25 protein-coding genes and 1 riboswitch are annotated in these 25,960 nt (G+C 67.5%); of the genes, 9 read left to right on the forward strand and 16 right to left on the reverse strand.

Features of this window, described 5'->3' with window-relative positions; translation table 11 throughout:
- Positions 1-24: 24 nt before the first annotated feature.
- The 5 genes from HWX87_RS09580 to thiC form a co-directional block, all read right to left on the reverse strand.
- Complete coding sequence (locus HWX87_RS09580) at positions 25-1,305, reverse strand: EAL domain-containing protein (RefSeq protein ID WP_176046915.1); 1,281 nt, start codon at positions 1,303-1,305, stop codon at positions 25-27.
- 478 nt (positions 1,306-1,783) lie between these two features.
- Positions 1,784-2,710, reverse strand: a complete 927-nt coding sequence (locus HWX87_RS09585) for a DMT family transporter (RefSeq protein ID WP_176046916.1) — start codon at positions 2,708-2,710, stop codon at positions 1,784-1,786.
- Between the two features lie 142 nt (positions 2,711-2,852).
- On the reverse strand, positions 2,853-3,101 hold the full coding sequence (locus HWX87_RS09590; RefSeq protein ID WP_034186583.1) for a hypothetical protein: 249 nt from the start codon (positions 3,099-3,101) through the stop codon (positions 2,853-2,855).
- A gap of 193 nt (positions 3,102-3,294) precedes the next feature.
- A complete protein-coding gene (locus tag HWX87_RS09595) occupies positions 3,295-3,507 on the reverse strand; it encodes a glycine zipper 2TM domain-containing protein (protein ID WP_176046917.1) in 213 nt (70 codons plus the stop codon).
- 233 nt (positions 3,508-3,740) lie between these two features.
- Positions 3,741-5,672 (reverse strand): phosphomethylpyrimidine synthase ThiC, encoded by a 1,932-nt coding sequence (gene thiC / locus HWX87_RS09600; RefSeq protein WP_176046918.1) that lies wholly within the window; start codon positions 5,670-5,672, stop codon positions 3,741-3,743.
- A 124-nt stretch (positions 5,673-5,796) separates the two neighbouring features.
- A riboswitch (TPP riboswitch) is annotated at positions 5,797-5,913 on the reverse strand.
- A 269-nt stretch (positions 5,914-6,182) separates the two neighbouring features.
- On the opposite strand from thiC, the gene HWX87_RS09605 reads away from it, so the two are divergent.
- The 3 genes from HWX87_RS09605 to HWX87_RS09615 all read left to right on the forward strand — a co-directional run bounded on the left by HWX87_RS09605 (position 6,183) and on the right by HWX87_RS09615 (position 7,980).
- Positions 6,183-6,455 (forward strand): pentapeptide MXKDX repeat protein, encoded by a 273-nt coding sequence (locus HWX87_RS09605; RefSeq protein ID WP_176046919.1) that lies wholly within the window; start codon positions 6,183-6,185, stop codon positions 6,453-6,455.
- A gap of 74 nt (positions 6,456-6,529) precedes the next feature.
- Positions 6,530-7,162 (forward strand): cytochrome b/b6 domain-containing protein, encoded by a 633-nt coding sequence (locus HWX87_RS09610; RefSeq protein WP_176046920.1) that lies wholly within the window; start codon positions 6,530-6,532, stop codon positions 7,160-7,162.
- Between the two features lie 29 nt (positions 7,163-7,191).
- Entirely contained in the window at positions 7,192-7,980 is a 789-nt protein-coding gene (locus HWX87_RS09615) for a molybdopterin-dependent oxidoreductase (protein WP_176046921.1), read from the forward strand.
- Positions 7,981-8,005: 25 nt separating this feature from the next.
- Here HWX87_RS09615 and HWX87_RS09620 read toward each other — a convergent pair whose 3' ends face one another.
- Together HWX87_RS09620 and HWX87_RS09625 are read right to left on the reverse strand one after the other, a co-directional pair.
- The gene (locus HWX87_RS09620; RefSeq protein ID WP_176046922.1) at positions 8,006-8,287 is read right to left on the reverse strand and encodes an XRE family transcriptional regulator; all 282 of its coding nucleotides are present in this window, start codon (positions 8,285-8,287) and stop codon (positions 8,006-8,008) included.
- Positions 8,284-8,640: a type II toxin-antitoxin system RelE/ParE family toxin gene (locus HWX87_RS09625; protein ID WP_176046923.1), complete on the reverse strand. Its 357-nt coding sequence runs from the start codon at positions 8,638-8,640 to the stop codon at positions 8,284-8,286. Before HWX87_RS09625 ends, HWX87_RS09620 begins: the two co-directional genes overlap by 4 nt.
- Positions 8,641-9,148: 508 nt before the next feature.
- Between HWX87_RS09625 and HWX87_RS09630 the strand changes: the two genes are divergently transcribed.
- On the forward strand, positions 9,149-10,312 hold the full coding sequence (locus HWX87_RS09630) for an EamA family transporter (RefSeq protein WP_176046924.1): 1,164 nt from the start codon (positions 9,149-9,151) through the stop codon (positions 10,310-10,312).
- Between the two features lie 21 nt (positions 10,313-10,333).
- Here the strand turns inward: HWX87_RS09630 and HWX87_RS09635 are convergent, their stop codons facing one another.
- The 8 genes from HWX87_RS09635 to HWX87_RS09670 form a co-directional block, all read right to left on the reverse strand.
- The gene (locus HWX87_RS09635; protein WP_176046925.1) at positions 10,334-11,533 is read right to left on the reverse strand and encodes an MFS transporter; all 1,200 of its coding nucleotides are present in this window, start codon (positions 11,531-11,533) and stop codon (positions 10,334-10,336) included.
- A gap of 162 nt (positions 11,534-11,695) precedes the next feature.
- A complete protein-coding gene (locus HWX87_RS09640; RefSeq protein WP_176046926.1) occupies positions 11,696-12,520 on the reverse strand; it encodes a phosphodiesterase in 825 nt (274 codons plus the stop codon).
- Positions 12,521-12,607: 87 nt separating this feature from the next.
- Positions 12,608-13,639, reverse strand: coding sequence for an ABC transporter ATP-binding protein (locus tag HWX87_RS09645; RefSeq protein ID WP_176046927.1), 1,032 nt, complete (start codon positions 13,637-13,639; stop codon positions 12,608-12,610).
- Positions 13,640-13,652: 13 nt separating this feature from the next.
- Entirely contained in the window at positions 13,653-14,561 is a 909-nt protein-coding gene (locus tag HWX87_RS09650; protein ID WP_176046928.1) for an ABC transporter permease subunit, read from the reverse strand.
- A 10-nt stretch (positions 14,562-14,571) separates the two neighbouring features.
- Complete coding sequence (locus tag HWX87_RS09655) at positions 14,572-15,396, reverse strand: ABC transporter permease (RefSeq protein ID WP_176046929.1); 825 nt, start codon at positions 15,394-15,396, stop codon at positions 14,572-14,574.
- A 17-nt stretch (positions 15,397-15,413) separates the two neighbouring features.
- Positions 15,414-16,442 (reverse strand): ABC transporter substrate-binding protein, encoded by a 1,029-nt coding sequence (locus tag HWX87_RS09660; protein ID WP_176046930.1) that lies wholly within the window; start codon positions 16,440-16,442, stop codon positions 15,414-15,416.
- A 74-nt stretch (positions 16,443-16,516) separates the two neighbouring features.
- Entirely contained in the window at positions 16,517-17,542 is a 1,026-nt protein-coding gene (locus HWX87_RS09665) for a substrate-binding domain-containing protein (protein ID WP_176046931.1), read from the reverse strand.
- 214 nt (positions 17,543-17,756) lie between these two features.
- On the reverse strand, positions 17,757-18,335 hold the full coding sequence (locus HWX87_RS09670) for a TetR/AcrR family transcriptional regulator (RefSeq protein ID WP_244137647.1): 579 nt from the start codon (positions 18,333-18,335) through the stop codon (positions 17,757-17,759).
- Between the two features lie 332 nt (positions 18,336-18,667).
- Here HWX87_RS09670 and HWX87_RS09675 point away from each other — a divergent pair, with 332 nt between their 5' ends.
- The 5 genes from HWX87_RS09675 (at position 18,668) to HWX87_RS09695 (ending at position 24,363) form a co-directional block, all read left to right on the forward strand.
- Entirely contained in the window at positions 18,668-19,471 is an 804-nt protein-coding gene (locus HWX87_RS09675; protein WP_176046933.1) for an SDR family NAD(P)-dependent oxidoreductase, read from the forward strand.
- A 42-nt stretch (positions 19,472-19,513) separates the two neighbouring features.
- Positions 19,514-20,635 carry a DUF5938 domain-containing protein gene (locus HWX87_RS09680; RefSeq protein ID WP_176046934.1) on the forward strand — a complete coding sequence of 374 codons (1,122 nt, stop codon included), beginning with the start codon at positions 19,514-19,516 and terminating at the stop codon, positions 20,633-20,635.
- Positions 20,636-20,663: 28 nt separating this feature from the next.
- Positions 20,664-22,205 (forward strand): AMP-binding protein, encoded by a 1,542-nt coding sequence (locus HWX87_RS09685; RefSeq protein WP_176046935.1) that lies wholly within the window; start codon positions 20,664-20,666, stop codon positions 22,203-22,205.
- Positions 22,206-22,283: 78 nt separating this feature from the next.
- Entirely contained in the window at positions 22,284-23,159 is an 876-nt protein-coding gene (locus tag HWX87_RS09690; protein WP_176046936.1) for a transporter, read from the forward strand.
- 19 nt (positions 23,160-23,178) lie between these two features.
- Positions 23,179-24,363: a lipid-transfer protein gene (locus HWX87_RS09695; protein ID WP_176046937.1), complete on the forward strand. Its 1,185-nt coding sequence runs from the start codon at positions 23,179-23,181 to the stop codon at positions 24,361-24,363.
- Between the two features lie 517 nt (positions 24,364-24,880).
- Here HWX87_RS09695 and HWX87_RS09700 read toward each other — a convergent pair.
- Positions 24,881-25,885, reverse strand: a complete 1,005-nt coding sequence (locus tag HWX87_RS09700; protein WP_176047156.1) for a zinc-binding dehydrogenase — start codon at positions 25,883-25,885, stop codon at positions 24,881-24,883.
- Positions 25,886-25,960 lie beyond the last annotated feature (75 nt).

The following is a 25,960-nucleotide window of genomic DNA, read 5'->3' on the forward strand; positions in this document are numbered from 1 at the left end:
GGCCAACGTCCGCTGCCCGCGCGGCTAGCGCATCACCGTTCCCGCGCTGTCGAGCACGAAGTCGACGCAGAACACGACGAGCCGGCTCTGTGCACGGATCGCGACGGCGGCCGTATAGCAGTCGCGACCTTCCGTCAGCGAGAAGTGCGGGCCCATCAGCGCGACGCGTCCCGGTGCGGCGATTGCGCGCTGGAAATACGGGCGTCGCGACCAGTTGCTGTGGGTTTCCGGGAACAGCGGCGCGAGGCGGGTGGCGCCCGCCTGGCCGTCGTCGGCGCGGGCGCCGATCGACGGCAGGAACTGCTCGCCGATCTCGTCGGTGACGAACACGCGGCGCGCGGCCGGCACCGCAAACACGCGTTGCGCGGCGTCCTGCAGGTTGCCGCTCGCGGAAAACGCGGCCGCGCCGGTGAGCACGAGCCGCTCGATTGCGTCGAAGCCTGGTTGCTCGGCGATGACCGGCGTGTGCCGGCCGGCGATGAAGCGTTGCCATGCGGCGTCGATCATCGCGGGCGCGGCCGCGCTAGCGTTGGCGATCGAGGCGTCGGGCTGGCCGAACCGGAAACCCTGCACGAAATCGATATCGGCTTCCATCAGCGCCTGCAGCGCGTCGTCGCTTTCGACGCCTTCGGCCAGCACCATTGCGCCGGCCTGGTGCAGCATCGACACGAGGTGATGCATGATGCGTCGATCCTCGGTCGACCCGGTCGAGCGTTCGACGAGCGAGCGGTCGAGTTTGACGATGTCGGGCCGCGCGCGCCAAACGCGGTCGAAGTTCGAGAAGCCGGTGCCGAAATCGTCGATCGCGATCAGGAAATCGCGATGCTGGATCATGTCGATCGTGCGGGCGAGCGCGGCTTCGTCGCGCGCCGGTTGCTCGACGACTTCCAGCACGATGCGATTCGGCGGCAACGAGAAATGCCGGCACAGCGCCTCGACGAACTCGCGCTGCACGAGGCCCGTATCGAGCACGCGCGGCGTCACGTTCAGGAACAGCCAGCCGTCGCCGATTCCTTGTGCGACAAAGTTGGCCGTGTGCAGGCAGCGCGCGAGCCGGTCGAGCAGCAGCGCGTCGGCGTCGCCGCGCGTCCGGTCGAACAGCGCGGTGGGCGACACCAGCGCGCCGTTCGCGTCGACGACGCGCAGCAGCGCTTCGTAGCCGACGACACGCTTGTGCGTGATCGACAGCACGGGCTGGAACACGCTGCGCAGCTTCGTGGTGCGATAAGTGGCGAGCCAGCCGCCGGGCGTCGGCGTGAGGCGTTCGAGCAGGGAGTCGAGCGATAGGTCGCGGGCGGGCTTCATGTCAACGGTGCCCGGGGGCGAGCGATGGGGCGGGAGCGAGCCGCCACGCCGATGCAGTCGCACGCGCAGGCGGACGCGAAAGAACGTGGAGCATCGATGCCGCCTTCTGCGGGTAAGTGTTTCGAGTGTAACGGGATTGCAGCGGCGCGCGTATCAGGGTAACTCCAGACGCAAACGGTACACGGCCCGGCCGTGGCTGGCGCGCAGGGGGATCAGGCGCCGGGCGAGTGCGCGCCGCGCATGACCGTCACACAAAGAAGTGCGCCACCGCGGGACATGACAACCCGGCCGCATGGCGAATGGTGGGGAGTGGGGTACGGGAAATCCCGGCGGCCGACACGGGCGCAGCCGGGATTGGCCGTCAGAGGAATGTGGGCGTGCCGCGACACCATTCGCGGCGCGTTGGCAGGCGGGCATTGCGCGTCACCGGCGGCTGACGATGGCCGCGCGACTCACTACGGCGCCTGCGCCCGGTTCGTCAGGTCGCCTCGCCGCCGCGCGGCCCGAAGCCGGGAATCCGCTTGATCACGCCGGTCGCGAGCGCGGTGCCGACGAGCACGATCGCGCAGCCTTCGATCATCACGGCCGACACGTGTTCGCCGAGGAACAGCGCTCCCCACAACAGCCCGAACACGGGGATCACGAACGTGACGGTAATCGCGCGGGCGGGGCCGATATGCGCGATCAGGTAGAAGAAGATGAAGTACGCGACGCCCGTGCATGCGATGCCGAGGGCAAGCACCGAGCCCCATGCGTGCGCGCTGACCGGCGCGGCCGGCCAGGTGGCGATCGCGAACGGCAGCAGCAGCACGGACGAGCCGATCATGCTGCCGGCCGCGTTGACGAGCGGGTCGACGCCGCTGAGCTTGCGCTTCGTGTAATTGGCCGCGATGCCGTAAAGCAGCGTCGCGCCGAGCGCCGCAGCGGCGGCGAGCGCGGTCGCGCTGGCGCCCGTGTCGCCGTGCGCGTTCGCGATCTGGTTCCACACGAGCGTGAGCACGCCGGCAAAGCCGATCACGAGGCCGAGCGCGCGCGGCAGCGACAGCTTGTCCTTCAGCCACAGGTACGCGACGAGCGCGCCCCACAGCGGCGTCGTTGCATTGATCACCGACGTCAGGCCGGCCGACAGCGTCAGTTCGGCGAACGCGAACAGGCAGAACGGGATGCCCGAGTTCAGCGCGCCGACGACGAACAGCGGCCACGCATGATGGCGCAGCCGCGCGCCGAGGTCGGCGGGTTTGAAGCGCGTCAGCGCGAAGCCCGTGAGAAACAGCGCGCCGATGCCCACGCGCAACGCCATCAGCGGCGCGACGCCGAGATCGACCACGCCGATCCGGATGAACAGGAACGACGCGCCCCACAGGGCAGCGAGCACGGTCAGCAGGAAAGCGTTCTTGGGCGACATCGATCGTGAGGGCGGGGACGGGATGCGATGAATCTTACACCGCGTTACCGCGCCGTCGTTTCACGATTGGATGAAACGACAAGAAACGGGAAGGTCGCCGGTTGCGGGGGAGCGGCGGCCTTCCGTCGGCGGCCGTGCCCGGTCAGTGATGGCGCCAGCCGCCGCGTCCGCCGAAGCCGAAATTGAGCGACAGCGCCGGTCCCCAATAGCCGCCCCATGCGGGTGCATAGGCGGGTGCCGGATAGTAGTAGGCGGGGCCGGGATCGACGTACACGGGCGCCGGCTGCACCGGCGCGGCCGTGTAATAGCCGCCGGGATAGTAGCCGTACGGGTAGTAGCAGCCGGCGAGCGTCGTGCAGGCGAGCGCCGCGGCGACGAGGGTCCTGTTCATGATGTCTCTCCGGCGGAGCCGGCAATCGGCAGATGCTTAAGCTTAGGCCGTGCGCCGATGACACGGTGTGCAAAACGGTAACCGATCATTTCCGGCGGCTGCCGCGCATATTGCGGCGCCGCATGCGAAAACGGCGCTTCCGCATCGCGGAAGCGCCGTCTGGACGAATGTTGCGCCGGGTCCGGCCGGCTGCTTACTTGCCGACCTGGTTACCGATGATGCCGCCGGCTGCCGCGCCGCCGAGCGTCGACAGTGCGCTGCCGCCGATCGCCGCGCCGGCGACGCCACCGACACCCGCGCCGATTGCCGTGTCGCGCTGCCGCCTCGTCATCGAATCGCAGGCCGACAGGCTGGTCACCGTTGCGACGAGGAGCGCGCATACCCCAATACGTCGGATCGAAATCATGATCGTTGTCCTTGTGGTAGTGAACGGAGGACGCGCGACCGGCTGGCGGCCACGCATGTCCCCAATCTACGCGCCGCTCCACGGGGCTGCTGTAAGGACTTGTTAAGGCTCGCGCGGTTTCGTAATCAATTGTGTCCCGTGCGCCGGCGGGTACACGACATGCGCAAAAAAGCCCGCTCGAAAGCGGGCTTCGTGCATCGCGATGCGATTCCGGCGTGGATCGCCGCTTGCGTTTACTGACGGTGATAGATCTCGGCGCCGGTCTTGACGAACTCGACCGCCTTCACTTCCATCCCTTTCTTCAGCGCTTCGGTTTCCGACACGCCCTGCTGCGCCGCGAACTCGCGCACGTCCTGCGTGATCTTCATCGAGCAGAAGTGCGGGCCGCACATCGAGCAGAAGTGCGCGACCTTCGCCGAATCCTTCGGCAGCGTCTCGTCGTGGAATTCGCGCGCCTTGTCCGGATCGAGACCGATGTTGAACTGGTCTTCCCAGCGGAACTCGAAGCGTGCCTTCGACAGTGCGTTGTCGCGAACCTGCGCGCCGGGGTGGCCCTTGGCGAGATCGGCGGCGTGCGCGGCGAGCTTGTACGTGATGATGCCTTCCTTCACGTCGTCCTTGTTCGGCAGGCCAAGGTGTTCCTTCGGCGTCACGTAGCAGAGCATCGCGGTGCCGAACCAGCCGATCATCGCGGCGCCGATGCCCGACGTGATGTGGTCGTAGCCCGGTGCGATGTCGGTGGTGAGCGGCCCGAGCGTGTAGAACGGCGCTTCCTTGCACCAGTCGAGCTGGAGATCCATGTTCTCCTTGATCAACTGCATCGGCACGTGGCCCGGGCCTTCGATCATCACCTGCACGTCGTGCTTCCACGCGATCTGCGTGAGCTCGCCGAGCGTCTTCAGTTCGCCGAGCTGGGCTTCGTCGTTCGCGTCGTAGATCGAGCCGGGGCGCAGGCCGTCGCCGAGCGAGAAGCTCACGTCGTACGCCTTCATGATCTCGCAGATCTCTTCGAAGTGTTCGTACAGGAAGCTTTCCTTGTGGTGCGCGAGACACCACTTCGCCATGATCGAGCCGCCGCGCGACACGATGCCCGTCATCCGGTTGGCGGTGAGCGGCACGTACTGCAGGCGCACGCCCGCGTGGATCGTGAAGTAGTCGACGCCTTGCTCGGCCTGCTCGATCAGCGTGTCGCGGAAGATTTCCCAGGTCAGGTCCTCGGCCTTGCCGTTGACCTTTTCGAGTGCCTGGTAGATCGGCACCGTGCCGATCGGCACCGGGCTGTTGCGGATGATCCACTCGCGCGTTTCATGGATGTGCTTGCCGGTCGACAGGTCCATCACAGTGTCGCCGCCCCAGCGGATCGCCCACGTCATCTTGTCGACTTCCTCGCCGATCGACGACGTGACGGCCGAGTTGCCGATGTTCGCGTTGATCTTCACGAGGAAGTTGCGGCCGATGATCATCGGCTCGGATTCCGGGTGGTTGATGTTCGCGGGGATGATCGCGCGGCCGCACGCCACTTCCGAGCGCACGAACTCCGGCGTGATCTCGGCCGGCGCGTTCGCGCCGAAGGCCGCGGCGCCGAACGCCTGGCCCGGGTGCTGGCGGCCCATCATCGCGGCGAGCTTCGCGCCGTTCGGGCCGCTCGACTTCAGGCTCTCGAGGTACTCGGCGCGGCGCTGGTTCTCGCGGATCGCGATGTATTCCATTTCCGGCGTGATGATGCCCTGGCGCGCGTAGTGCATCTGCGTGACGTTCTTGCCGGCCTGGGCACGGCGCGGGTTGCGGTGCAGGCCCGGGAACCGCAGGTCGGCGGTGGCCGGGTCGGCCGCGCGCTCGAGGCCGTACTGGCTCGACAGGCCGCCGAGCATTTCGGTGTCGCCGCGTGCCTCGATCCAGCCCTGGCGCAGCGCGGCCAGGCCCGCGCGGATGTCGATCTTCGCTTCCGGATCGGTGTAGGGGCCCGACGTGTCGTACACGTAGATCGGCGGGTTCTTTTCGCCGCCGAAGCCGGTCGGCGTGTCGGCCTGCGTGATTTCGCGCATCGGCACGCGGATGTCGGGCTGAGAGCCGGTTACATAAACCTTGCGGGAATTCGGCAGCGGGGCGACGGCCGCGGCATCGACATGAGCGTCGGCGGACAGAAACTTCGGATTGGCGTTCATGCAATCTCCTGTGTGAGCGCCGGACAGGCGCTTCGGCGCTTGCCCGGAGCCCTTGACGTATGTGGGGCTCGAGCTAAGCAGGAGACGAGGCTTGGTGAGGCGGCGGATTTCGTCAGAAGGATGGCGGCGAAATCCGTACGCTTCCCTGCGCTGGCATTATCCAGATCAGGTTCAAAGGGTATTTCTCACCCGCAATGCCGGTTGTTTGACCGAACGCATTGCAGGACCCCCGCGTTAGCAGCGCACACAATACACCGGCTTGGCGGCGGTTTCAACCGGGAACCGATCGGATGCCGCCGGGCAATCGTCTGATCTCCGCCGGCGAACCGGGCAGGGTGCGCCGCAGCAAGTGCGCCTGCCGAACGGCGTTCCGGCAGCGCGGGAAAGCACCGAGCGGTGCAGCATTCGCATCTTCATTTCAGGCGCCTAGAATTTTTTTTGACATCGCTGTCATTTCCGGCGGTGTGCTCCGTCTATTCGGCTCCTAAACCCATGTAGTGGAGAGATGTCATGAAAAACGTATTCCTGGTTGCCTGTGTCGCCGCACTTGCCACGATCGCAACGGGCGCCTACGCGCAGAACGATGCGATGTCGAAGGACGGCATGTCGATGTCGAAGGACGCGATGGGTCACGACGCGATGGCGAAGGATGGCGCGATGAAGAAGGACGGCATGAAGAAGCATGCGATGAAAAAGGACGCGATGTCGAAGGACGCGATGGGCCACGACGCGATGTCCAAGGGCGACGCGATGAAGAAGGACACCATGAGCCCGTCGAACTGATCGACGTGCGCGGGGCGCGGCCGGCCGGCTGTGGGCGCATCGCGTCCCGTCGCATCATTGCGGGAGTCTTCATCATGCAAACGGTTCCTGTCACGGATCGCGCGAGCTCGACGCCGCCCGCGCCGACGATCCATCCACCGTGGGTGCGCGTGAGCCACTGGCTCAACGCGCTCGCGGCGATCCTGATGGCGCTGTCCGGATGGCGTATCTACGACGCGTCGCCGATCTATCCATCGTTCACGTTCGCACACGGCATCACGCTCGGCGGCTGGCTCGGCGGCGCGCTGCAATGGCATTTCGCGGCGATGTGGCTGCTGGTCGGCAACGGGCTGTTCTATCTCGCGATGTCGATCGCGACGGGGCGCTTCGCGCGCAAGCTGTTGCCCGTCACGCCGGCGTCCATATGGCGCGACGTCCGCGCCGCGCTCGGCGGGCGGCTGTCGCACAACGACCTGAGCGTCTACAACGCGGTGCAGCGAGCCGCGTACCTGACCGCGATCGTCGATCTCGTCGTGCTGGTGCTGTCGGGGCTCACGATCTGGAAATCCGTGCAGTTTCCGCTGCTGCGCGAACTGTTCGGCGGTTACGACAACGCGCGCGTCGTGCATTTCTGGGCGATGTCGCTGCTCGTCGCCTTCTTTGTCGTCCACGTCGCGATGGCGCTGCTGGTGCCGCGCTCGTTGCTCGCGATGTTGCGCGGCCGCTGACCTGCTCATCGCGGGCGAAGGAAATCATCATGTCGGAATCCGAAAAAAACCGTGGCGAGCCGCGCTGGACACTCGACCGGAAGTCGCTCGAACTCGACGTCCGCCGCGAGCTCGAGATGCCGTCGCGGCGGCTCTTCAACCGGCGCGTGCTGACGCTCGGCGGCCTCGCGATGCTGACCGGCTGCACGCTGCAGGACGACGCGTCGGTCAACACGTTTCTCGAGAAAGTGTCGCGCATGAACGATCGCGTGCAGGCGTGGCTGTTCAACCCCGACCGGCTCGCGCCGACCTACACCGAGGCCGACATCACGCGACCGTTCCCGTTCAACGCGTACTACGGGATCGACGAAGTGCGGCATGTGGACGAGTCGACGTACCGCCTCGTGCTGTCCGGCCGCGTGACGGGCAAGCGTGTGTGGACGCTCGACGAGCTTCGCGCGCTGCCGCACGCGGAACAGATCACGCGGCACATCTGCGTGGAAGGGTGGAGTGCGATCGGCCGCTGGGGCGGTACGCCGTTCGGCGCGTTCCTCGCGCGTGCCGGTGCCGACACGCGGGCGAAATACGTCGGCTTCAAATGCGCGGACGATTACTACGAAAGCATCGACATGCCGACCGCGCTGCATCCGCAGACGCTGCTCGCGCTCGAGTACGACGGCCGCCAGTTGCCGCCGGAATACGGCTTCCCGATGAAGCTGCGGATGCCGACCAAGCTCGGCTACAAGAACCCGAAGCACATCATGGAAATCTTCGTGACCGATACGTTCCCGGGCGGCTACTGGGTCGATCAGGGGTACAACTGGTTCGGCGGATCGTGAGCGGCGCGCGAGGTGCGCTCATCCGTCATGCGGATTCGCGCACCTGGAGATCGACGCGCAGGCCGACTGCCGCGGCCATGTTCACGAGCGCGTCGAGCCCGAACAGGTTGATCTTGCCGCGCATCAGGTCGGACACGCGCGGCTGCGTGACGCCCAGCTGCTTCGCGGCCTGGGCCTGACTGAGTTCGAGCTGCGCGATGCGCTGCTTGAGCGCGATCATCAGTTCGGAGCGCAGCTTCATGTTTTCGGCTTCGGCCGGCTGGCCTTCGATTGCGTCCCAGACGCTCGTGTAGCGTTCGTCGGTCATGGTTTCTTCAACTCCATCGGCAGGGCGCGATAGCGCCGGGCGGCCAGGTCGATATCGGCTTTGTTCGTGCGCGCCGATTGCTTCCGGAAGCAATGCGGCACGTAGATCGCTTCGGCGAACGTCGCGACGTAGACGATCCGGAACGCGCCGCTCGCATCGCGCACGCGGATTTCCCGAACGCCGGCGCCGATCGTGCGCATCGGTTTCCAGTCGTCGGGCGCGAGGCCGCGCTGGACCTGGTCGATCTGGTGGCCGGCTTCGCGCCGGGCAGGCAGCGGAAAGCCGCGGAGATCGCCCAGTGCGCTGTCGACGAAAACGACGGGCTTCGGCGGAAGTACGGTCGAATTATACAAAATTTTGTATCAAGGTGTGGGTTGCGAAGCGCAGCGCCGGACGGCAAGGGAAGGGCGCGTCGTCCGTTGCGATAGGGGTGACGGGGCGCCCCGGTGTGCATAACCGGCCGTTCGGCCGATGCTGCGTTCAACTGCTGCGGATGGCGACGGCGCGTGCGCGGAAGGAACCGGCGCCGGCCACGCGTGCGTCCTGCGCATCCGGCCCCGGATTTCACCTGCCCGCCGGCCGAAAAATGTCGCGCCGAAACGTCAGTCGTTATCCTTTCAGACAGGTCTGACGATGCTTTCGAATCCTTGATGCCATAATGCCGAGCGTGTGCAGCCGAAGTGGCTGCGCACGTTTTTTTTGTCCCTCTGCCGCCGCTTGCCGGTTCTCTTTCGTCGCCGTTCGCACTGCCATGTCGTTCCGCACGTTCGCTCTGCCTTCCCGGTCCCGCCAGGACCGTTTGCCGGCATTGCCGGCGTCTTTCAGCGGAGCACGCGGCGTGACGTGCGGGCGGGCTGCACGATGACGCCGCTCGACCGCCTCCTCGATTTCTTCGCCCGCTTTTCGTTCCGGATCCGCCTGCCGCAAAGCCGCGGCGGCCGCGTCGCGCTGGCGCTCGTGTTCATCTATTTCGTCTGGGGTTCGACCTACAGCGGGCTGCATTTCGCGCTGCAGTCGTTCCCGCCGCTGCTGCTGTCGGGGTTGCGCAACCTGCTCGGCGGGATCGGGCTGTTCATCTTTGCGCTGCGGCGCAAGCCCGAGTGGCCGACGCTGCTGGAGATTCGCAACGCGGGGATCGTCGGCACGATGCTCGTCGCGCTGTCGTCCGGCACGATCGCGCTCGGGATCAGCTCGGTCAGCAGCGGCTCGGCCGCGGTGATGGTGGCCACGGTGCCGCTGTTCGCGACCGTGATCGCGGCGGTGGCCGGCCGGCCGGTGACGAAGGGCGAATGGGCGGCCGTCGGGCTCGGCATGGTCGGTATCGTCGTGCTGAATTCGGGCGGCGCGGCCGCCCAGAATTCGGCGCTCGGCACGATCTGCGTGCTGGCCGGCGCGTTGTTCTGGGCAGGCGGCGCGCACCTCGCGACGCGGCTCAAGCTGCCGTCCGACCTGTTCCTGTCGACGTCGCTGCAGATCGGCCTCGGCGGCCTGATCTCGACGCTCGTCGCCTGGCTGATCGGCGAACGCATCGAGCACGTGATGGTGGGGCCGGTGTTCGCGTTCCTGTACCTGATGGTGTTCTGCACGATGGCCGCGTACGTCGCGTACGGCTACCTGATCCGGCACACGAGCCCGATCATCGCGAGCAGCTGCATGTACGTGAACCCGATCGTCGCGGTCGCGCTCGGTGCGCTGCTGCTCGGCGAACCGGTGACGATGGCGACCGTGGTCGCGACCGTCGCGATCCTCGGCAGTGTCGGGCTGTCGTTCGTGTTCGATCCGGCCCGCCGCCCCGCGGCGCGCGCGGCGGCCGTGGCGGCCGAGCAGGCGCCGATGGCGGACGCCGCGACCTCCCCGGAGCAGATCGCGATTCCCGAAGCGGCGCCGATCCTCGCGCCTTCCGCCGTCCCGCTTGCGGTGCCGATGCCGGCGGCCGTGATGGATCCCGCCGCGGTGATCGATCCGGCACCGGCGTTCGCGCCGCCGCCCGTCGACGAACCGGCCGCGCCGCGCGCCGACGCGTGACGCCGCCGTGGCCGGTCGCGCTCAGCCGCGCCGGCCGCCGCGATGGTGGGACCAGCCCGCGAGCGCGGCAAACAGCAGCCCCGTCGCGCACATGCCGGTCCAGCCGAATGCATGCCACGCGGCAACCCCGGCCGACGAGCCGAGCGCGCCGCCGATGAAGTAACACACCATGTACACCGTGTTCACACGGCTGCGCGCTTCGGGCTTCAGCGCGTAGATGCGCGACTGGTTCGAGATCTGCGCGGCCTGTACGCCGACATCCAGCACGATCACGCCGATCACGAGCCCGACGAGGCTCGAACCCGACAGCGCGAAGATCACGAACGACAGCGCGAGCAGCGCGATCGCGAGCGAGATGATCGCGCGCGGGCCGCGCTTGTCCGCGAAGCGGCCCGCGTACGGTGCGGCGAGTGCGCCTGCTGCCCCGACGATCCCGAACAGGCCGGCTGCCTGCGGGCCGAGATGGAACGGCGCGCCGGCGAGCAGCAGCGTCAGCACGGGCCAGAACGCGCTGAACGCCGCGAACAGCGCGGCGCCCGTCAGCGACGCCTCGCGCAGCCCGCGCAATTCGACCGCCAGATGCCACATCGAGCCGAGCAGCTTGCCGTACGACAGCGTCGACGTCGGCGAACTGCGCGGCAGCCGCATCACGATCACGGCGGCGAGCGCGACGAGCGCCGCGACCGATGCGGCGAATACCGCGCGCCAGCCGAAATATTCGGCGACGAAGCCGGCCGCCGTACGCGCGAGCAGGATGCCGAGCAGCAGGCCGCTCATCACGGTGCCGACCGCATGCCCGCGTTCGGCGGGCGGCGCGATTTCGGCGGCGAACGGCACGGCCTGCTGCGCGATGGTCGCGAGAATGCCGATCGCGAGGCTCGCGACGGCGAGTACGGCCAGCGACGGTGCGGTGGCCGCCACGATCAGCGCGACGGACAGGCCGGCGATCTGCATCAGGATCAGCCCGCGGCGATCGAACCGGTCGCCGAGCGGTGCGAGCAGGAACATGCCGGCGGCATAGCCGAGCTGCGTCGCGGTCGGCACCGCGCCGATCCATGACGCGCCGTCGGGGAAGGCCGAGCGGAAGCTGTCGAGCAGCGGCTGGTTGTAGTAGATGTTCGCGACCGACACGCCCGCGATCGTCGCGAGCAGCAACAGCAGGCTGCGCGAGTAGTGGGGCGAGGCGGCGTCGGTCGGACGGTCGGTGGAGGCGGTGGACATGGCTGCGCGGACGAAGTTGGGCGGCGCGGCAAGCGGCGCACGCGTCGGGTGCGCAGGCGGGCCGGGCGCCGGTCGAGGCTGCCGATCATACCGGAGCGACGTGAATCCTGCCGGGCGCGCGGCGAACCGGCCGCCGCCCGTCATCGCGCGCGCCGCAAGCCGTCAGTCGACCAGTTCGCCCGTCGGTTCGTAGAACGGATAAGGCCCGGCGCCTTCGTCGACGTACACGTGATGCGACGTCATCCCCGTATCGGGCGCATAACGATGGACCGCGAACGCCGGCGGTTCGAGCCGGAACGCGGACGGCGCATCGGTCCGCAGGTCGAACGCGACCTGATGCGCGGGCGACGGCACCGCCGACGCGAGCGTGCCGCCGAAGCGCGTGAACATCGTGCGGTGCACGTGACCGCACAGCACGCGCTCGACGTTCGGATGACCGCGCAGCAACGTGTCGAGTTTCGCGGCAGCCGCAGGCGCGAGGCGCAGCTTGTCCATGTGGCCGATGCCCGCCACGAACGGCGGGTGATGCAGCGCGACGATCACCGGCCGGTCGCGGGCGGCGTCGAGCTGCGCGGCGAGCCACGCGAGCCGCGCGTCGCACAGGTCGCCGTGGCTCGCGCCGGGCACCTGCGAATCGAGCGCCAGCACGCGCACCGCGCCGACGTCGAGCGCGTATTGCACGAATTCGCCGTCCTGCAGCTCGGCGCGCTCCGCAAACGCGCGGCGCAGCCCGGCGCGGTCGTCGTGATTGCCGATCATCAGGTAGTACGGAATCTCGAGCGTCGCGAGCAGCGCGCGCAGGTTGCCGTACTCCTCATCGTGGCCGAAGTCGGTCAGGTCGCCGGTGACGAGCACGGCGTCGGGGCGCGGCTCGAGCGCGTTCAGCTTCGCGATGCAGCGCGCGAGCGCGGCAGCCGTGTCGACGCGCCGGTACGCGAGCTGGCCCGGACGCTTGATGTGGAGATCGCTGATTTGAGCAAGCAGCATCGTCGTTTCTCGGAATCGTCTGTTTGTTGTGGGGGCGGCGTCGTGCGCCGCGATGGGGTGCTGCATGAATGATGCCCGAACGACGGATTACGCGCCGAGCGCGATCAGGCCTTCCGGGGCGATCGTGAGGCCGACCGCCGTGCCGCGTGCGAGCGCGATGCGGCCCGGCACGTCGATCACGAGCGCATCGGGCGCCGCGTGCTCGATCGTGAGCCGCGTGCGTTCGCCGAGAAACGCACACGCGCCGACCGCGCCACGCAGCGGCGCATGCGCGGGATCGGCGAGCTGCGCGTCCTCGGGGCGGAAGAACCATTCGTCGGCGGCGTGCGGCGTCGCGATCGCGCCGCCCGTCGTCACCAGCGCGCCATCGCGCCATTGCCCGGCGAGCCGGTTCAGCGTGCCGATGAACTGCGCGACCGTGCGGTTCGCCGGGTGGTAGTAAATGTCGCGCGGCGTGCCGATCTGCTCGATGCGGCCCGCGCCCATCACGACGATCCGGTCGCCGAGTTCCATCGCTTCGGCCTGGTCGTGCGTCACGTAGACGGTCGTCACGCCGAGCTCGCGCAGCAGTGCGTTCATCTCGCGGCGCAGCACGTCGCGCAGCTTCGCATCGAGCGCGGTCAGCGGTTCGTCGAGCAGCAGCACGCGCGGGCGCACCGCGAGCGCACGCGCCAGCGCGACGCGCTGGCGCTGGCCGCCCGACAGCTGATCGACCGGCTTGTCCGCATGTGCGTCGAGCCGCATCATCGCGAGCAGCTCGTCGACGCGTTCATGCAGCGCGCGCGGCTCGGTCTTGCGGATCTTCAGCCCGTAGCCGACGTTGCCGCGCACCGTCAGGTTCGGAAACAGCGCGTAGTTCTGGAACACCATGCCGACTTGCCGGCGCTCGATCGGCAGCGCGGTGACGTCGTCGTTGCCGAATGCGATCGTGCCGCCGGCGTCCGGCGTGTCGAGCCCCGCGATCAGGCGCAGCGTCGTCGTCTTGCCGCAGCCCGACGGGCCGAGCAGCACGAGTGTTTCGCCCGCGCCGATCGACAGGTCGAGCGGTTCGAGTACGCGCGTGCCGCGGAACGTCTTCGCGCAGCGGGTCAGCGTGATGGGAGTGGAATCGAGTTTCATGTCTGCGAGAAATTCAGCGCGGACGCTTCTTGAGCGCACGCGTGCCGGACGGATCGACGCCGAGCCATTGCATCGCGACGAGCAGCGGCAGCGTCATCAGCAGGAACAGGATCGTGTACGCGCTGCCGACTTCGAGGCGCAGCGACGCATAGGTATCGGCGAGCCCGACCGGCAGTGTCTTGGTGTCGGGCGTATGCAGCATCCACGTGAGGTTGAATTCGCCGATCGACAGCGTGAGTACCGCGAGCGCGCCCGCGACGATGCCGGGGCGCAGGTTCGGCAGCACGATCGTGACGAAGCGCGTGACGAACGGCGCACCGAGGCTCGCCGCGCCTTCCTCGAGCGTGCGCAGGTCGGCGCCGGCCGCGACGGCGGCCACCGCACGTACCATGAACGGCAGCGTGAACACGACGTGGCCGACGACGATGAACCACAGGCTCATCCGGAACGAGGTGAAGCCGCCGTACACGATCAGCAGCGCGAGCGCCGACGCGAGGCCGGGCAGCGCGACCGGCAGTACGAGCGCTTCCTCGATCGCGCGTGCGGCGCGGCTCTTGCTGCGCGCGAGCGCATAGCCGGCCGGCACGCCGGTGACGAGCACGATCGCGAGCGTCGCGAATGCCACATAGAGCGACAGCGCGACCGAGCCGTGATACTGCTGCCACACCTGTTCGAGCCAGCGCAGCGTGAGGCCGCTCGACAGGCCACGGAAATAGTTGACGGTCACGCCCGCGAGCACGGACATCACGACGGGCACGATCAGGAACGCGCACAGCAACAGCGTGACGCCCCATTGCAGCGCGGCGATCGCGCGCGCGCCGGTGACGCGCGGCGCGCGGCGCGCGACACCGTTCGCCTGCGCGGGAGCGGGTGCCGGCGAAGGAGACGGCGACGGCGCGGAAGAGCCGGAAAGCGATTGCATGCAGGAATCCTCAGGCCGCGGCGGCAGCAGTGTGGCCGGTGAAACGACGCGCGAGCGCGAGCACGGCCCAGGTGACGATGCCGAGCACGATCGACAGGCCGGCCGCCGTCGCGATGTTCGCGTTCAGCGTGAACTCGGTATAGATCGTCATCGGCAGCACGTTCAGGTCGGTGGCGAGCGTGAACGCGGTGCCGAATGCGCCCATCGCGGTCGCGAAGCAGATCGCGCCGGCCGCGATCAGGCCCGGCGCGAGCGCGGGCAGCACGATGTCGACGAAGATGCGCCACGGCGACGCGCCGAGCGAACGGGCGGCTTCCTCGAGCGACGCGTCGAGCTTCGACGCGGCCGCGATCACGGTGACGATCACACGCGGAATCGAGAAATACAGGTAGCCGATAAACAGGCCCGCAACCGAGTACGCGAATACCCACTTGTCGCCGGTGAGTTTCGCCGACAGCATCCCGATCAGCCCCTGACGGCCGGCGAGCATGATCACCATGAAGCCGACCACGACGCCCGGGAACGCGAGCGGAAACGTGAGCAGCGCGAGCAGCACGCGCTTGCCGGCGAATTCGCGGCGCGCGAGCAAGAGACCCGAGATCGTCGACAGGGCGAGCGTTGCGAGCGTCACGCCCGCGGACAGCGTGATGGTCCCGCCGAGGCTCTTCATGTAGCGCGCGTTGCCGAGCAGCGCCGCGTACCGCGAGAAGAACGCGCCGTCGGCGGACACCTGCACGAGCGCCGCCATCGGCAGCAGCCAGAACGCGGCGAACACCGCGAGCGCCGGCGCGACGAGCGCGACGCGCCAGCGCAGCGGGAAAGTCAGGTCGAGCATCGGTCGTATCCTGCCGCTTACTGCATCACCTGCAGGTACTGCTGGCCGAACGCCTGCTGGCCGGCCGCCATCTTGCCGAAGTCGACCGATTTCGCCCGTGCGTACTCGCTCGCCGGCAGGAACTTCGCGGCGATGTCGGCGCCGAGCGCCTGCGCGCGCACCGGGCGCAGGTAGGCGTTGGCCCACAGCTTCTGGCCTTCGTCCGACAGCACGAAGTCGAGCACCTTCTTGCCGTTCGCATCGTGCGGCGCACCCTTCACGAGGCTCATCACGTACGGCACGGCGATCGTGCCTTCCTTCGGAATCACGAACTCGACGTTCGCGCTGTCCTTGTACTTCGCGCGATACGCATCGAAGTCGTAGTCGAGCAGGATCGGAATCTCGCCGGACAGCACGCGTGCATAGGCGGTCTGCTTCGGCACGATCGGCGCGTTCGCCTTCAGCTTGCGGAACCAGTCGAGTGCCGGCTTGAAGTTGTCGAGGCTGCCGCCGAGCGCCTGGTTGACGGCGACCGCACCGGCGTAGCCGACGAATGCGCTCGACGGATCGAGATAACCGACCATGCCCTTGTATTCGGGCTTCAGCAGATCGGCCCACGAACGCGGCACCGGCTTGCCGTCGAGCGCGTCCTTGTTCACGAAGAAGCCGAGCGTGCCCGAGTGAATCGCGAACCAGTAGCCTTGCGGATCCTTCAGGTTCGCGGGAATGTCGTTCCAGTGCGCGGGCTTGTACGGCGCGATCACGCCCTTGTCCTTCGCCTGGAATGCCGACGACACGCCGAGGTAGACGATGTCGGCCACCGGGCTCTTCTGCTCGGCGATCAGCTGCGCGATCGACTGGCCCGAGTTCTTGTTGTCGAACGGCACGCGGATGCCCGTCTTCTGCTTGATCGCCGCGATCTGCGCGGCCCAGTCGGCCCATTCGGGCGGGCAGTTGTAGCAGATCGCCGTTTCGTCGGCGTGGGCGGCGGGCGCGCCGGCGATGAGCGCGGCGCAGGCTACGGGAGCTGCGAGCGCGCGCAGCAGCGAGGTCAGGCGAAAGGACACGGCGGGTCTCCGGGCGAGTGGGGGTAGCGCTGGGATGGTGTGGTGGTCGGGGGGCGCGGTGGCGCGGCCTGCGTTCAGGCCTCGCGCAATTGCAGGTCGGTGGCCGGCGGTGCGACCGTCGCCCCTTCGCGCACCGCATGCGGCAGGATCAGCGACGTGCGTTCGATCGCCGCGCCGCCGATGCATTCGACGAGACGCTGCCACGCGTGGCGGCCGATGTCGCGGTTCGGCGTCGCGACGCTCGCGAGCGGCGGCGCAAGCAGTTCACCGATCGCGATCCCGTCGAAGCCGAGCACCGACAGGTCGTCCGGGATCGAGAAGCCGGCGCGGCGCAGGCCGCGCATCACGACCATCGCGAGCAGGTCGTTGCTGCAGAAGAGGGCGGTCGGGCGCGTCGCGTGCGCGGTCAGGTGCGCGAGCACGGCATCGGGCAGCTCGGGGGCGTTGAAGTCGACTTCGACGGGCGGCAACGTGGCGACGCCGTTTTCCTCGAGGGCCTGCGCATAACCGAGGTGGCGCTGACGCGCGCGATCCGACGCGGCGAGCGAGCCGGCCAGCATCAGCACGCGGCGGTGACCGCGCGCGGTCAGCAGCCGCACGCCGTCATACGCGGCACTGCGGTTGTCGACCGACACCGACGGGCGGCGCTGCGTGTCGTTGTGCATCAGCACGTAGTGCGGGCCGTCGCGGTCGAGCATGTCGAGCAGCGGGTGCGTGTCCGCATCGGCGACGGTGAGGATCAGCCCTTCGACGCGCTGCTCGCGCAGCGTCTCGATCGCGTGGCGCTCGCGCGCCGCGTCGTACTCGGTCGTCATCAGGATCAGCTTGAAGCCGGCCGCGGTCGCGAGTTCGTCGATGCCTTGCAGGCAGTCGGCGAACACGGGGTTCGACAGCGTCGGCACGACGACGCCGACGAGCCGCGTGCGCTCGCCGCGCAGTTGCCGGCCGAGCGGGCTCGGGCGGAACTGCAGCGTATCGATCGCGGTGCGGATCGTCTGCAGCGTGGCGGGGCTGACGGTATGCGGGGCGTTGATCGCGCGCGAGACGGTGGCGATCGAGAAGCCCGCGAGGGCAGCGACATCCTTGATGGTCGAGGTCATGAAGTAGCGCGATGTAAACGTTTTCGGCGAGGAAATTATCGAAAACGTTTGTGACTTCGCGATGACGCAAGCGACGCTTGTTTCGCAAAAAGCACGATACAAACGTCAGACGGTTGGTGCCGTCGGACGACGCGGGCTCGATTGTATCGGGGATGTTGCGGCGCGGGAGGAAATTGGTGGGCGGCGTGTCGCGCGTGTGCCGCCCGCCGGCGTGTCAGACGAGCCGAGGCAGCAGCGTGCGGACTTCGTCGAGCAGGTGGGCAATCGCGTCGGGCTGGTTCGACACGTGCAGCAGCAGGTGTTTCTGGAACAGCCCGTCGAGCAGCGCATAGGCTGCGCCCGGCGTGATCGACGGCTGCCGGCCGCCGAGTTCGGCATAGCGCGTGACGACGCGCCAGACCATTTCCTCGAGGCTCTTGTCGATCTCGTTCACCACGTCGCGGAACGCGTCCTCGAACAGCGCCTGCGCGCGCAGGTCGTACCAGAGGCAGTGCATCTGCGGTTCGTCGCGGATCGTTTCCGCGAGCTTGTCGAGGAAGCCGTTCGTCAGTTCCTCCTGCGACTGCGCGGCGGCCGTCACGACGTCGTAGCGCGTCGCGCACTGCGCCTTGAATTGCCGGATGCTGCAGCGGATCAGGTCGAGCTTGTCCTCGAAGTAGTAATGCAGGACCGCATGCGTGTACTCCGACTTCTGCGCGATTTCGCGCAGGCTCGTCTTGGCGTACCCGAGCTCCGCGAGCGTGTTCAGCGCGGCTTCCGCGAGTTCGACGCGACGCGCTTCGTATTTGTCCACAGGATCGCGCCTCGAGCGCGCGGAACGTTGCCGCGTGGCAGTGGGCGCGGTGTCGTGCTGCTTCGTCATCCTGCTGTCGTCTCCTGTCGATCGGTTGCGCCGCACGACGCCGCGCGGCTTGCGTGGCGCCGTCGTGAGCCGGCCATTGCATTGTGCGAAGCAGCGAAACGACTGTCAAGAAAAAACCGGACGGTTGTAAAAATAAATCTTGACAGTCGGAAAGACATATCTAACCATTCGTAAAAAATTATCTTTCCAGTTGGTTAGATGCTGTCGGGCCCGACGGCCGTTCCGGCTGTCGCCCGGCGCAACGTTGAAGCGTGGAGGGAGACATGGAGAACGGCAGGCTGGCAGGACGCAAGGCATTGGTAACGGGCGGCGCCCGCGGGATCGGCGCCGCGGTGGCGCACGCGCTCGCGCAGGCGGGGGCGGACGTGATGATCGGCGACGTGCTTGCCGACCTCGCCGCACAGACCGCGCGCGACATCGCGCAGAAGGGCGGGCGCACGGGGGCGGTGGTGCTCGATGTCGGCAACGACGAGCAGTGGGCGCATGCCGCCGGCGCCATGCTCGACGAGCTGGGTGGCTTCGACATCCTGATCAACAACGCGGGGATCGAGATCACGTCGCTCGTCGCGGATCTGCAGGCGGCCGATCTGCGCCGTATGTGCGACATCAACATCGTCGGGGTCGGTCTCGGCCTGAAGCATGCGTTTCGCGCGATGCGCCCGGGCGGTGCGGCGGGGCGCGGCGGTGCCGTCGTCAACGTGTCGTCGGTGGCGGCCACGATCGCCTTCCCGGCCATCGCCGGCTATTCGGCCACCAAGTCAGCGGTGGATCGCCTGACGCGCGTCGCGGCGATGGAAGCCGGCAAGCTCGGCTACGGCATCCGCGTCAATTGCGTGTACCCGGGCCTCACGCCGACCGAGATGGGGATGAAGCTCGCCACCGACATCGTCGCCAACGGGCTCGCGCCAGACGTCCAGGGGGCTGTGTCCGCCGTCGTCGAGCAGACGCCGCTCGGGCGCCTCGCGACGGTCGACGAGATCGCCGACGCGATCGTTTTCCTGTGTTCCGACGATGCCCGCTTCATCACCGGCGCCGGCATGCCGGTCGACGGCGGCATGGGCATGTAACGAGCGGCGGGAGCCGGATTTTTCTTTGATCAAGGAGGAGACATGAGCGACAAGAAGCCCGTGGTCGTCTACGGCGTGTCGGGGTACACCGGCCGCCTGGTATGCGAATACCTGCGCGAGTACAACATCCCGTTCATCGCGGCGGGGCGCGACCGCAAGCGCATTGCGGAAGTCGTCGAGCGCATTCCCGGCATCGAGACCGCAGACTACGAAATCGTCGAGGTCGAGCATTCGGTGGACGCGCTGACCGAGCTGTTCAGGGGAGCGAAATTCGTCAGCAACATGGTCGGGCCGTTCATCAAGTACGGGCCGGAAGTCGTCGAGGCGTGTCTGGCGGCCGGCTGTCACTACTCGGACACGACGGGCGAGCAGGACTGGGTGCTGCTCGCGAAGGAGCGTTGGGGCGACGCGTTCGCGAAGAAGGCGTTGCTGCTCGCGCCGAACCTCGCGCAGATGTACACGACGGGGGAGATCGCGGCGAACCTGTGTCTCGAGACGCCGGGGCTCGACACGCTCGATATCCTGGTGTTGTGGAAAGGCTTCCCGACCTATGCGTCGACGCAGACGATCTTCACGATCCTGAAAGCCACCTGGTACTACCTCGAACAGAACAAGTACGTCGCCTGGGAGCCGACCGCGCATGCGGAGGTGGTGGTGCCGGGGCAGCATGAAACGGCGATCGCGATGCCGTGGGGCGGAACGGCGCACCCGGTGTGGTTCAAGGACGATCCGCGCGTGTCGAACTGCCGTGCGATCGGCGGCGTGATGGCGCGCGCCGTGATGGAGGGCGTACAGAAGACGACGCGGATGTTCGACGAGAAGATCCGCCCGCTGCCGCCGGCCGAACAGGAGGCCGCGCTCGCCGAGATCGCGAGCAGCATGCAGGCGAGCATGCCGCCGCGCGAGAACCCGCGCGTGAACACGACGATCGACTCGGTGCATGCGTCGGGCCCGCTCGGCCGCGCGCACTGCGTGATCCATGGCGTCTGCAACTACAAGCAGACCGGCCTTCTGCAGGCGTATGCCGCGTTCTCGCTGCTGCAGACACCGCCGAAGCGGGTCGGCTTCGCGTCCGGCTGCCAGGCGTTCGGCCATCACGCGCTGCTCGGCCAGTTGCGCAGCTTCGGCCTCGTGATGAAGCCCGTGCTGACGGTACAGGACTGACGGGTCGCACTCTTTCAGGAGAATCTTCATGCGCTTGACTCGCTATCTCGACAAGGGCGCGTCGCTCGGCGCCGACCGGCCGTGCCTCGTCGCCGACGACGAGACGCTGACCTACGCGCAGGTGCAGCGCCTCACCTACCGCGTCGCGCGCGGGCTGGCCCGCTCGGGCGTGGCCGCCGGCGACAAGGTGGCGATCCTGTCGGGCAACGATCCGGTCGCGTTCGCGTGCGTGTTCGGTATCGCGCGGGCGGGCAACGTCTGGTGCCCGGTCAATCCGCGCAATGAAGTCGCGGAGAATCGCTTCGTGCTCGCGACCTTCGACTGCCGCGCGCTGCTGTTTCACAGCGCGTATGCCGCGATGGTCGAAAAGATGCTGCCCGGGCTGCCGGCGTTGAGCGTGGCGGTGTGCCTGGATGCGACGCTGCCGTTTGCGCCGAGTCTCGACGACTGGCTGGACGGTTTGCCGGACGCGCCGTACGAACGCGAGCCGGTGAACGACGTCGCGATGCTGCCGGGCACCGGCGGCACCACGGGCGTGCCGAAGGGCGTGATGCTGTCGGAGCGCAACCTGGAGACGATGACGGCGCTCACGCTGATGAGCTATCCGTTCGACGGTCGGCCGGTGTACCTGGCGTTCGCGCCGCTCACGCATGCGGCGGGCGTGTTGTGCCTGCCGGTGATGACGCTGGGCGGCAGGATCGTCGTGATGCGTCACCCCGAGGTCGGCGCGTTTCTCGCGTCGATCGAACGGGAGCGTGTCACGCATACGTTCCTGCCGCCGACGGTGATCTACATGCTGCTCGACCATCCGGCGCTGCCGGCGACCCGCCTCGATTCGTTGCAGTGCTTCTGGTATGGCGCCGCGCCGATTTCGGTCGAGCGTCTTGCCGAGGCGCTCGTGCGCCTCGGCCCGATGGCGCAGTTGTTCGGCCAGACCGAGGCCCCGATGATGGTGTCGACGCTGGCGCCGGCCGATCACTATCGCCCGGACGGTTCCATCGCGATCGAGCGGCTGTCGTCCGCCGGCCGGCCGACACCGCTCGTCGAGGTCGGCATCATGGACGAACAGGGACGCCTGCTGCCGACGGGCGAGCGCGGCGAGATCGTCGTGCGCGGGTCGCTGGTCATGAAAGGCTATTACGGGAATCCCGAAGCGACGGCCGAGGCATCGGCATTCGGCTGGCACCACACGGGCGACATCGGCTACCTCGACGCCGAGAACTTCCTGTACATCGTCGATCGAGCGAAGGACATGATCATCACCGGCGGATTCAACGTCTACTCGATCGAAGTCGAGCAGGCGCTGCTTGCGCACCCCGACGTGCGCGACTGCGCCGTGATCGGTCTGCCCGACGACAAGTGGGGCGAGCGGGTGGTAGCCGTCGTGCAGCCGCGCGACGGCAAGCGCATCGATACCGCGGCGCTTGCCGCGTTCGTGAAGGAGCGGATCGGCAGCGTCAAGGCGCCGAAGCAGATCGAGGTGTGGAGCGACCTGCCGCGCTCGAAGGTCGGCAAGGTGTCGAAGCCGGAGGTGAAGAGCAGGTTGCGCGACGGCGCGTCGGCCGGGTAGGGCGGACGTACCGGGCGATCCGGGATTCGGTCGTCTCGCGCATTAAAAATAGGTGTACTGAACAATAAGGATGGAGACATGAAGGCAAAGACGTTGCAGCCTGCCGCGCTGGCGGGTGTTTTGCTGGCACTCTCGACCTCGGCGTCGGCGATCGACATCTACCCGGGGGACTACACGGTCGTGCCCCCCGGTACGACGCTTGCGCTCGGCTATCTCGGCTATACGCCAAGTAGCGACTTCCGGCTCGACGGCGTGGGCAAGGTGCCGGATTCGAGCCTCGACCAGACCGTCGGCATTGCGCGGGTGCTGCACTACACGCAGATCGGCGGAATGCCGGTGGCGTTCCAGGCATTCCTGCCGTTCGCGAAGCTGACCGACGTCAAGGTCGGCGGAAGCCCGCTGCCGACCAACAACGGGCTCGGCGACCTCACGCTCGGTGCGACCGCGTTTTTCGTGAACCGTCCCGATCCGCAGTACGGCACGGTCGTCGGGTTGACCGCGTACATCTCCGTGCCGACCGGGAAATACGATTACGGCCGGGTCGGCGCCGGTGCCGGCACCGTCGTGTTTACGCCGCAACTCGGCGTGATCCAGGGGCTGGGGCGCAACCTGTTCCTCGACGCCGCGCTGGACGTGGCAGCCCAGCCGGGGCACGACGACGCGGGGCACCACATCTCGGTGCGGCCGTCCGTCGAGCTGCAAACGTACCTGCGCTATCAGTTCACGCCGGCCACGTCGGTTTCATTCGGCTATGCGGGCACCTTCGGCGGCAAGCAGTACGTCGACGACGCCTATACTGGCCAGAAGACGGACACGAACCAGTTGCGATTGTTCGCGAGTCACATGCTGACCCCGACCTGGCAGGTATCGGGGATGCTGGGCAAGGCGCTCTCGGCCGAGGGCGGCTTCAAGAACAGCTACAGCGTCCAGTTGCGCGTGATGAAGATATTCTGAATCCACGAAGGAGACCAGCATGAGTCGTCGAGTCAACGTCATCGGTGTCGGGATGATCCCGTTCATGAAGCCGGGCGCGAGCCCGCAGTACCACGAGATGGCCGCGGAAGCCGCGCGTATTGCACTCGCGGATGCCGGCATCCCGTACGACGCGATCGAACAGGTGTACGCCGGGTATGTGTACGGTGATTCCACCTGCGGGCAGCGGGCGATCTACGAGGTCGGCATGACGGGCGTGCCGGTCGTCAACGTGAACAACAACTGCTCCACCGGTTCGACCGCGCTGTGGCTCGCGCGCCAGGCGATCGAAAGCGGCGCGGCCGAATGCGTGCTGGCACTCGGGTTCGAGCAGATGGCGAAGGGCGCGTTGACGACCTGGTTCAACGACCGCGCATCGCCGCTCGAGCTGCATCTCGACGTCGCCGATGCCGTGCAGGGCGAGACGGACGCGCCGCTGGCCGTGCGGATGTTCGGCGGCGCCGGGCGCGAGTATATGGAACGCTACGGTGCCGAGCGGGAGACATTCGGCATGATCGCCGTCAAGGCGCGCGAGCACGCCGCGCGTAATCCGTACGCGCTGTTTCGCGAGCCGCTGGACCTCGCGCAGGTGATGGGGTCGAGCGAGGTGTTCGATCCGCTCACGCGCTTCCAGTGCTGTCCGCCGACCTGCGGCGCCGGTTGCGCGGTGCTGTGCTCGGATGACTTCGCGAAACGTCACGGTCTGGCGCGGCGGGTGCACATCGCCGCGCAGGCGATGACCACCGACTACCCGGGCAGCTTCGAGCCGGCGTCGATGATCCGGATGGTCGGCTACGACATGTCGGCCGAGGCCGCGCGCCAGGTGTACGAGCAGGCCGGGATCGGGCCCGAGGATCTCGATGTCGTCGAATTGCACGACTGCTTCACGAGCAACGAGTTGCTCAGTTATGAAGCGCTCGGGCTGTGTCCCGAAGGCGGTGCCGAGCGGTTCGTTCGCGATCGCGACAACACGTACGGCGGCAAGGTCGTCACCAATCCATCGGGCGGCCTGCTGTCGAAAGGCCATCCGCTCGGTGCGACCGGGCTGGCGCAATGCGCGGAGCTGGTCTGGCAACTGCGGGGGGAGGCGGGCGCAAGACAGGTCGAGGGCGCGCGCCTGGCGTTGCAGCACAACATCGGACTGGGGGGCGCCTGCGTCGTGACGCTGTATCGTCGTGACGCATGACGCCGTCGTACGGGGCCGGACCGGTGGTAGAATGCGGTCCGCCCTCTTGCCGGGGTGATGAAATTGGTAAACATAGCGGACTTAAACGATTGAGTGCCCGGCCGGAAACGGTCGGTGCAGAACCCTTCAAATTCGGTGAAACCCCTGATGCGCGCATCGAGGCAACGCCGAGCCAAGCCTCGCGGTTTTCGCGAGGAAGGTGTAGAGACTAGACGGGGGGCGCCTAAGGCGCACGGGCAGCGGTCACGCCCGCGCGCGACGGTGAAGGCATAGTCCAGCGCACGAACGGCGTCGCCCACGCGACGCCGGCTTTGAAAGAAGCAGTGTGACGAAAATCCGCCGCCTTAACTGGCTTGCCGGTTCAAGTCCGGTCCCCGGCACCACGATCGCTTTCATGGCGATGCGACGACGGTTCGAAAACCCGCGAGAAATAAAGCGCTCGCGGGTTTTTTGTTTGTACGGCGCCTGGGCCCGCGCAGGTGCGGAAGGTTGCCTATGTCGCTTGGCCCGAGCCCGATCATTCGACGCGCAGTATCAGCTTGCCCGTCGTTCGACCTGATTCGAGCGCTCGATGCGCGTCCGCAATCGCATCGAACGCATAGCTGCCGCCGATCAGCGGCTTCAGTGCGCCGGTCGCCAGCAGGCCGAACAGTTCGCCCAGCGTCCGGCGCACGACCTCGTCGGTGAGGAACGCGTACAGTGCGAAGCCGGACAGCGAGCGACAGCCGAAGATGAGCGCGTTCATCAGGTATTCGTCGACCGTGAGTAGTTGGCCGCTCGCCGCGCCGTAGCTGACGAAACGTCCGAATGTCGCGAGGCCGGCGGCAAGCGTGCGGGCCGCCGTCCCGCCGATCGAATCAAAGACGACGTCGGGGCCGGCGCCGCGCGTGACCGTGCTCAACTGACCGGCCCAGTCCTCGTCGCGATAGCTGATGGCGTGATCGGCGCCGAGTGTCGTCACGGTATGCAGTTTGTCCGGCGCGCCTGCGAGGCCCACGATGGCGCGAGCGCCGTCGAGTCTTGCCAACTGGATCAGCATCGAGCCGACGCCGCCGGCCGCGGCGGTAATGGCGACCGTACTTCCGGCCACGCGCGTTTCGCGAAGCAGCATCCTGGCCACCAGTCCTTGCAGCATCACGGCGACTGCATCGTCGTCGGACACCGCGTCGGGAATCGCGGTGATCAGTGCTGCGCCGAGCGTCACGTATTCGGCGTAGCCACCGGTCGAACGCATTGCGCCGAACAGTGGCGCCGCGACACGCTCGCCGATTCGAATGTCGCGGACATTCGCGCCCACGGCGGCAACGGTGCCGACGACTTCGGAGCCGGGCACCGCCGGTAACGCCAGGGCCGGGCCCGGATAGGTGCCGGCCCGTTGCAGCGTTTCCGGGAAGTTCAGTCCGACGCGCGTGACGCGCACCAGGACCTCGTCGGCGGCAGGTGTCGGACGCTCGATCACGACTGGACGAAGGACGGAAGGATCGCCGACACGCGCGATCTGGATGGCATGCATGGTGCTCATGGAAGCATCTCGCTTGAAACGGGGTGTTCGCCCCCGGAATGAATGGCGCGCGGGCCTGGATCGGCCGCGCGGCAA

The sequence above is a fragment of the Burkholderia sp. BCC1644 genome (assembly GCF_902833225.1).
In the GTDB taxonomy this organism is placed as follows: Bacteria; Pseudomonadota; Gammaproteobacteria; order Burkholderiales; family Burkholderiaceae; genus Burkholderia.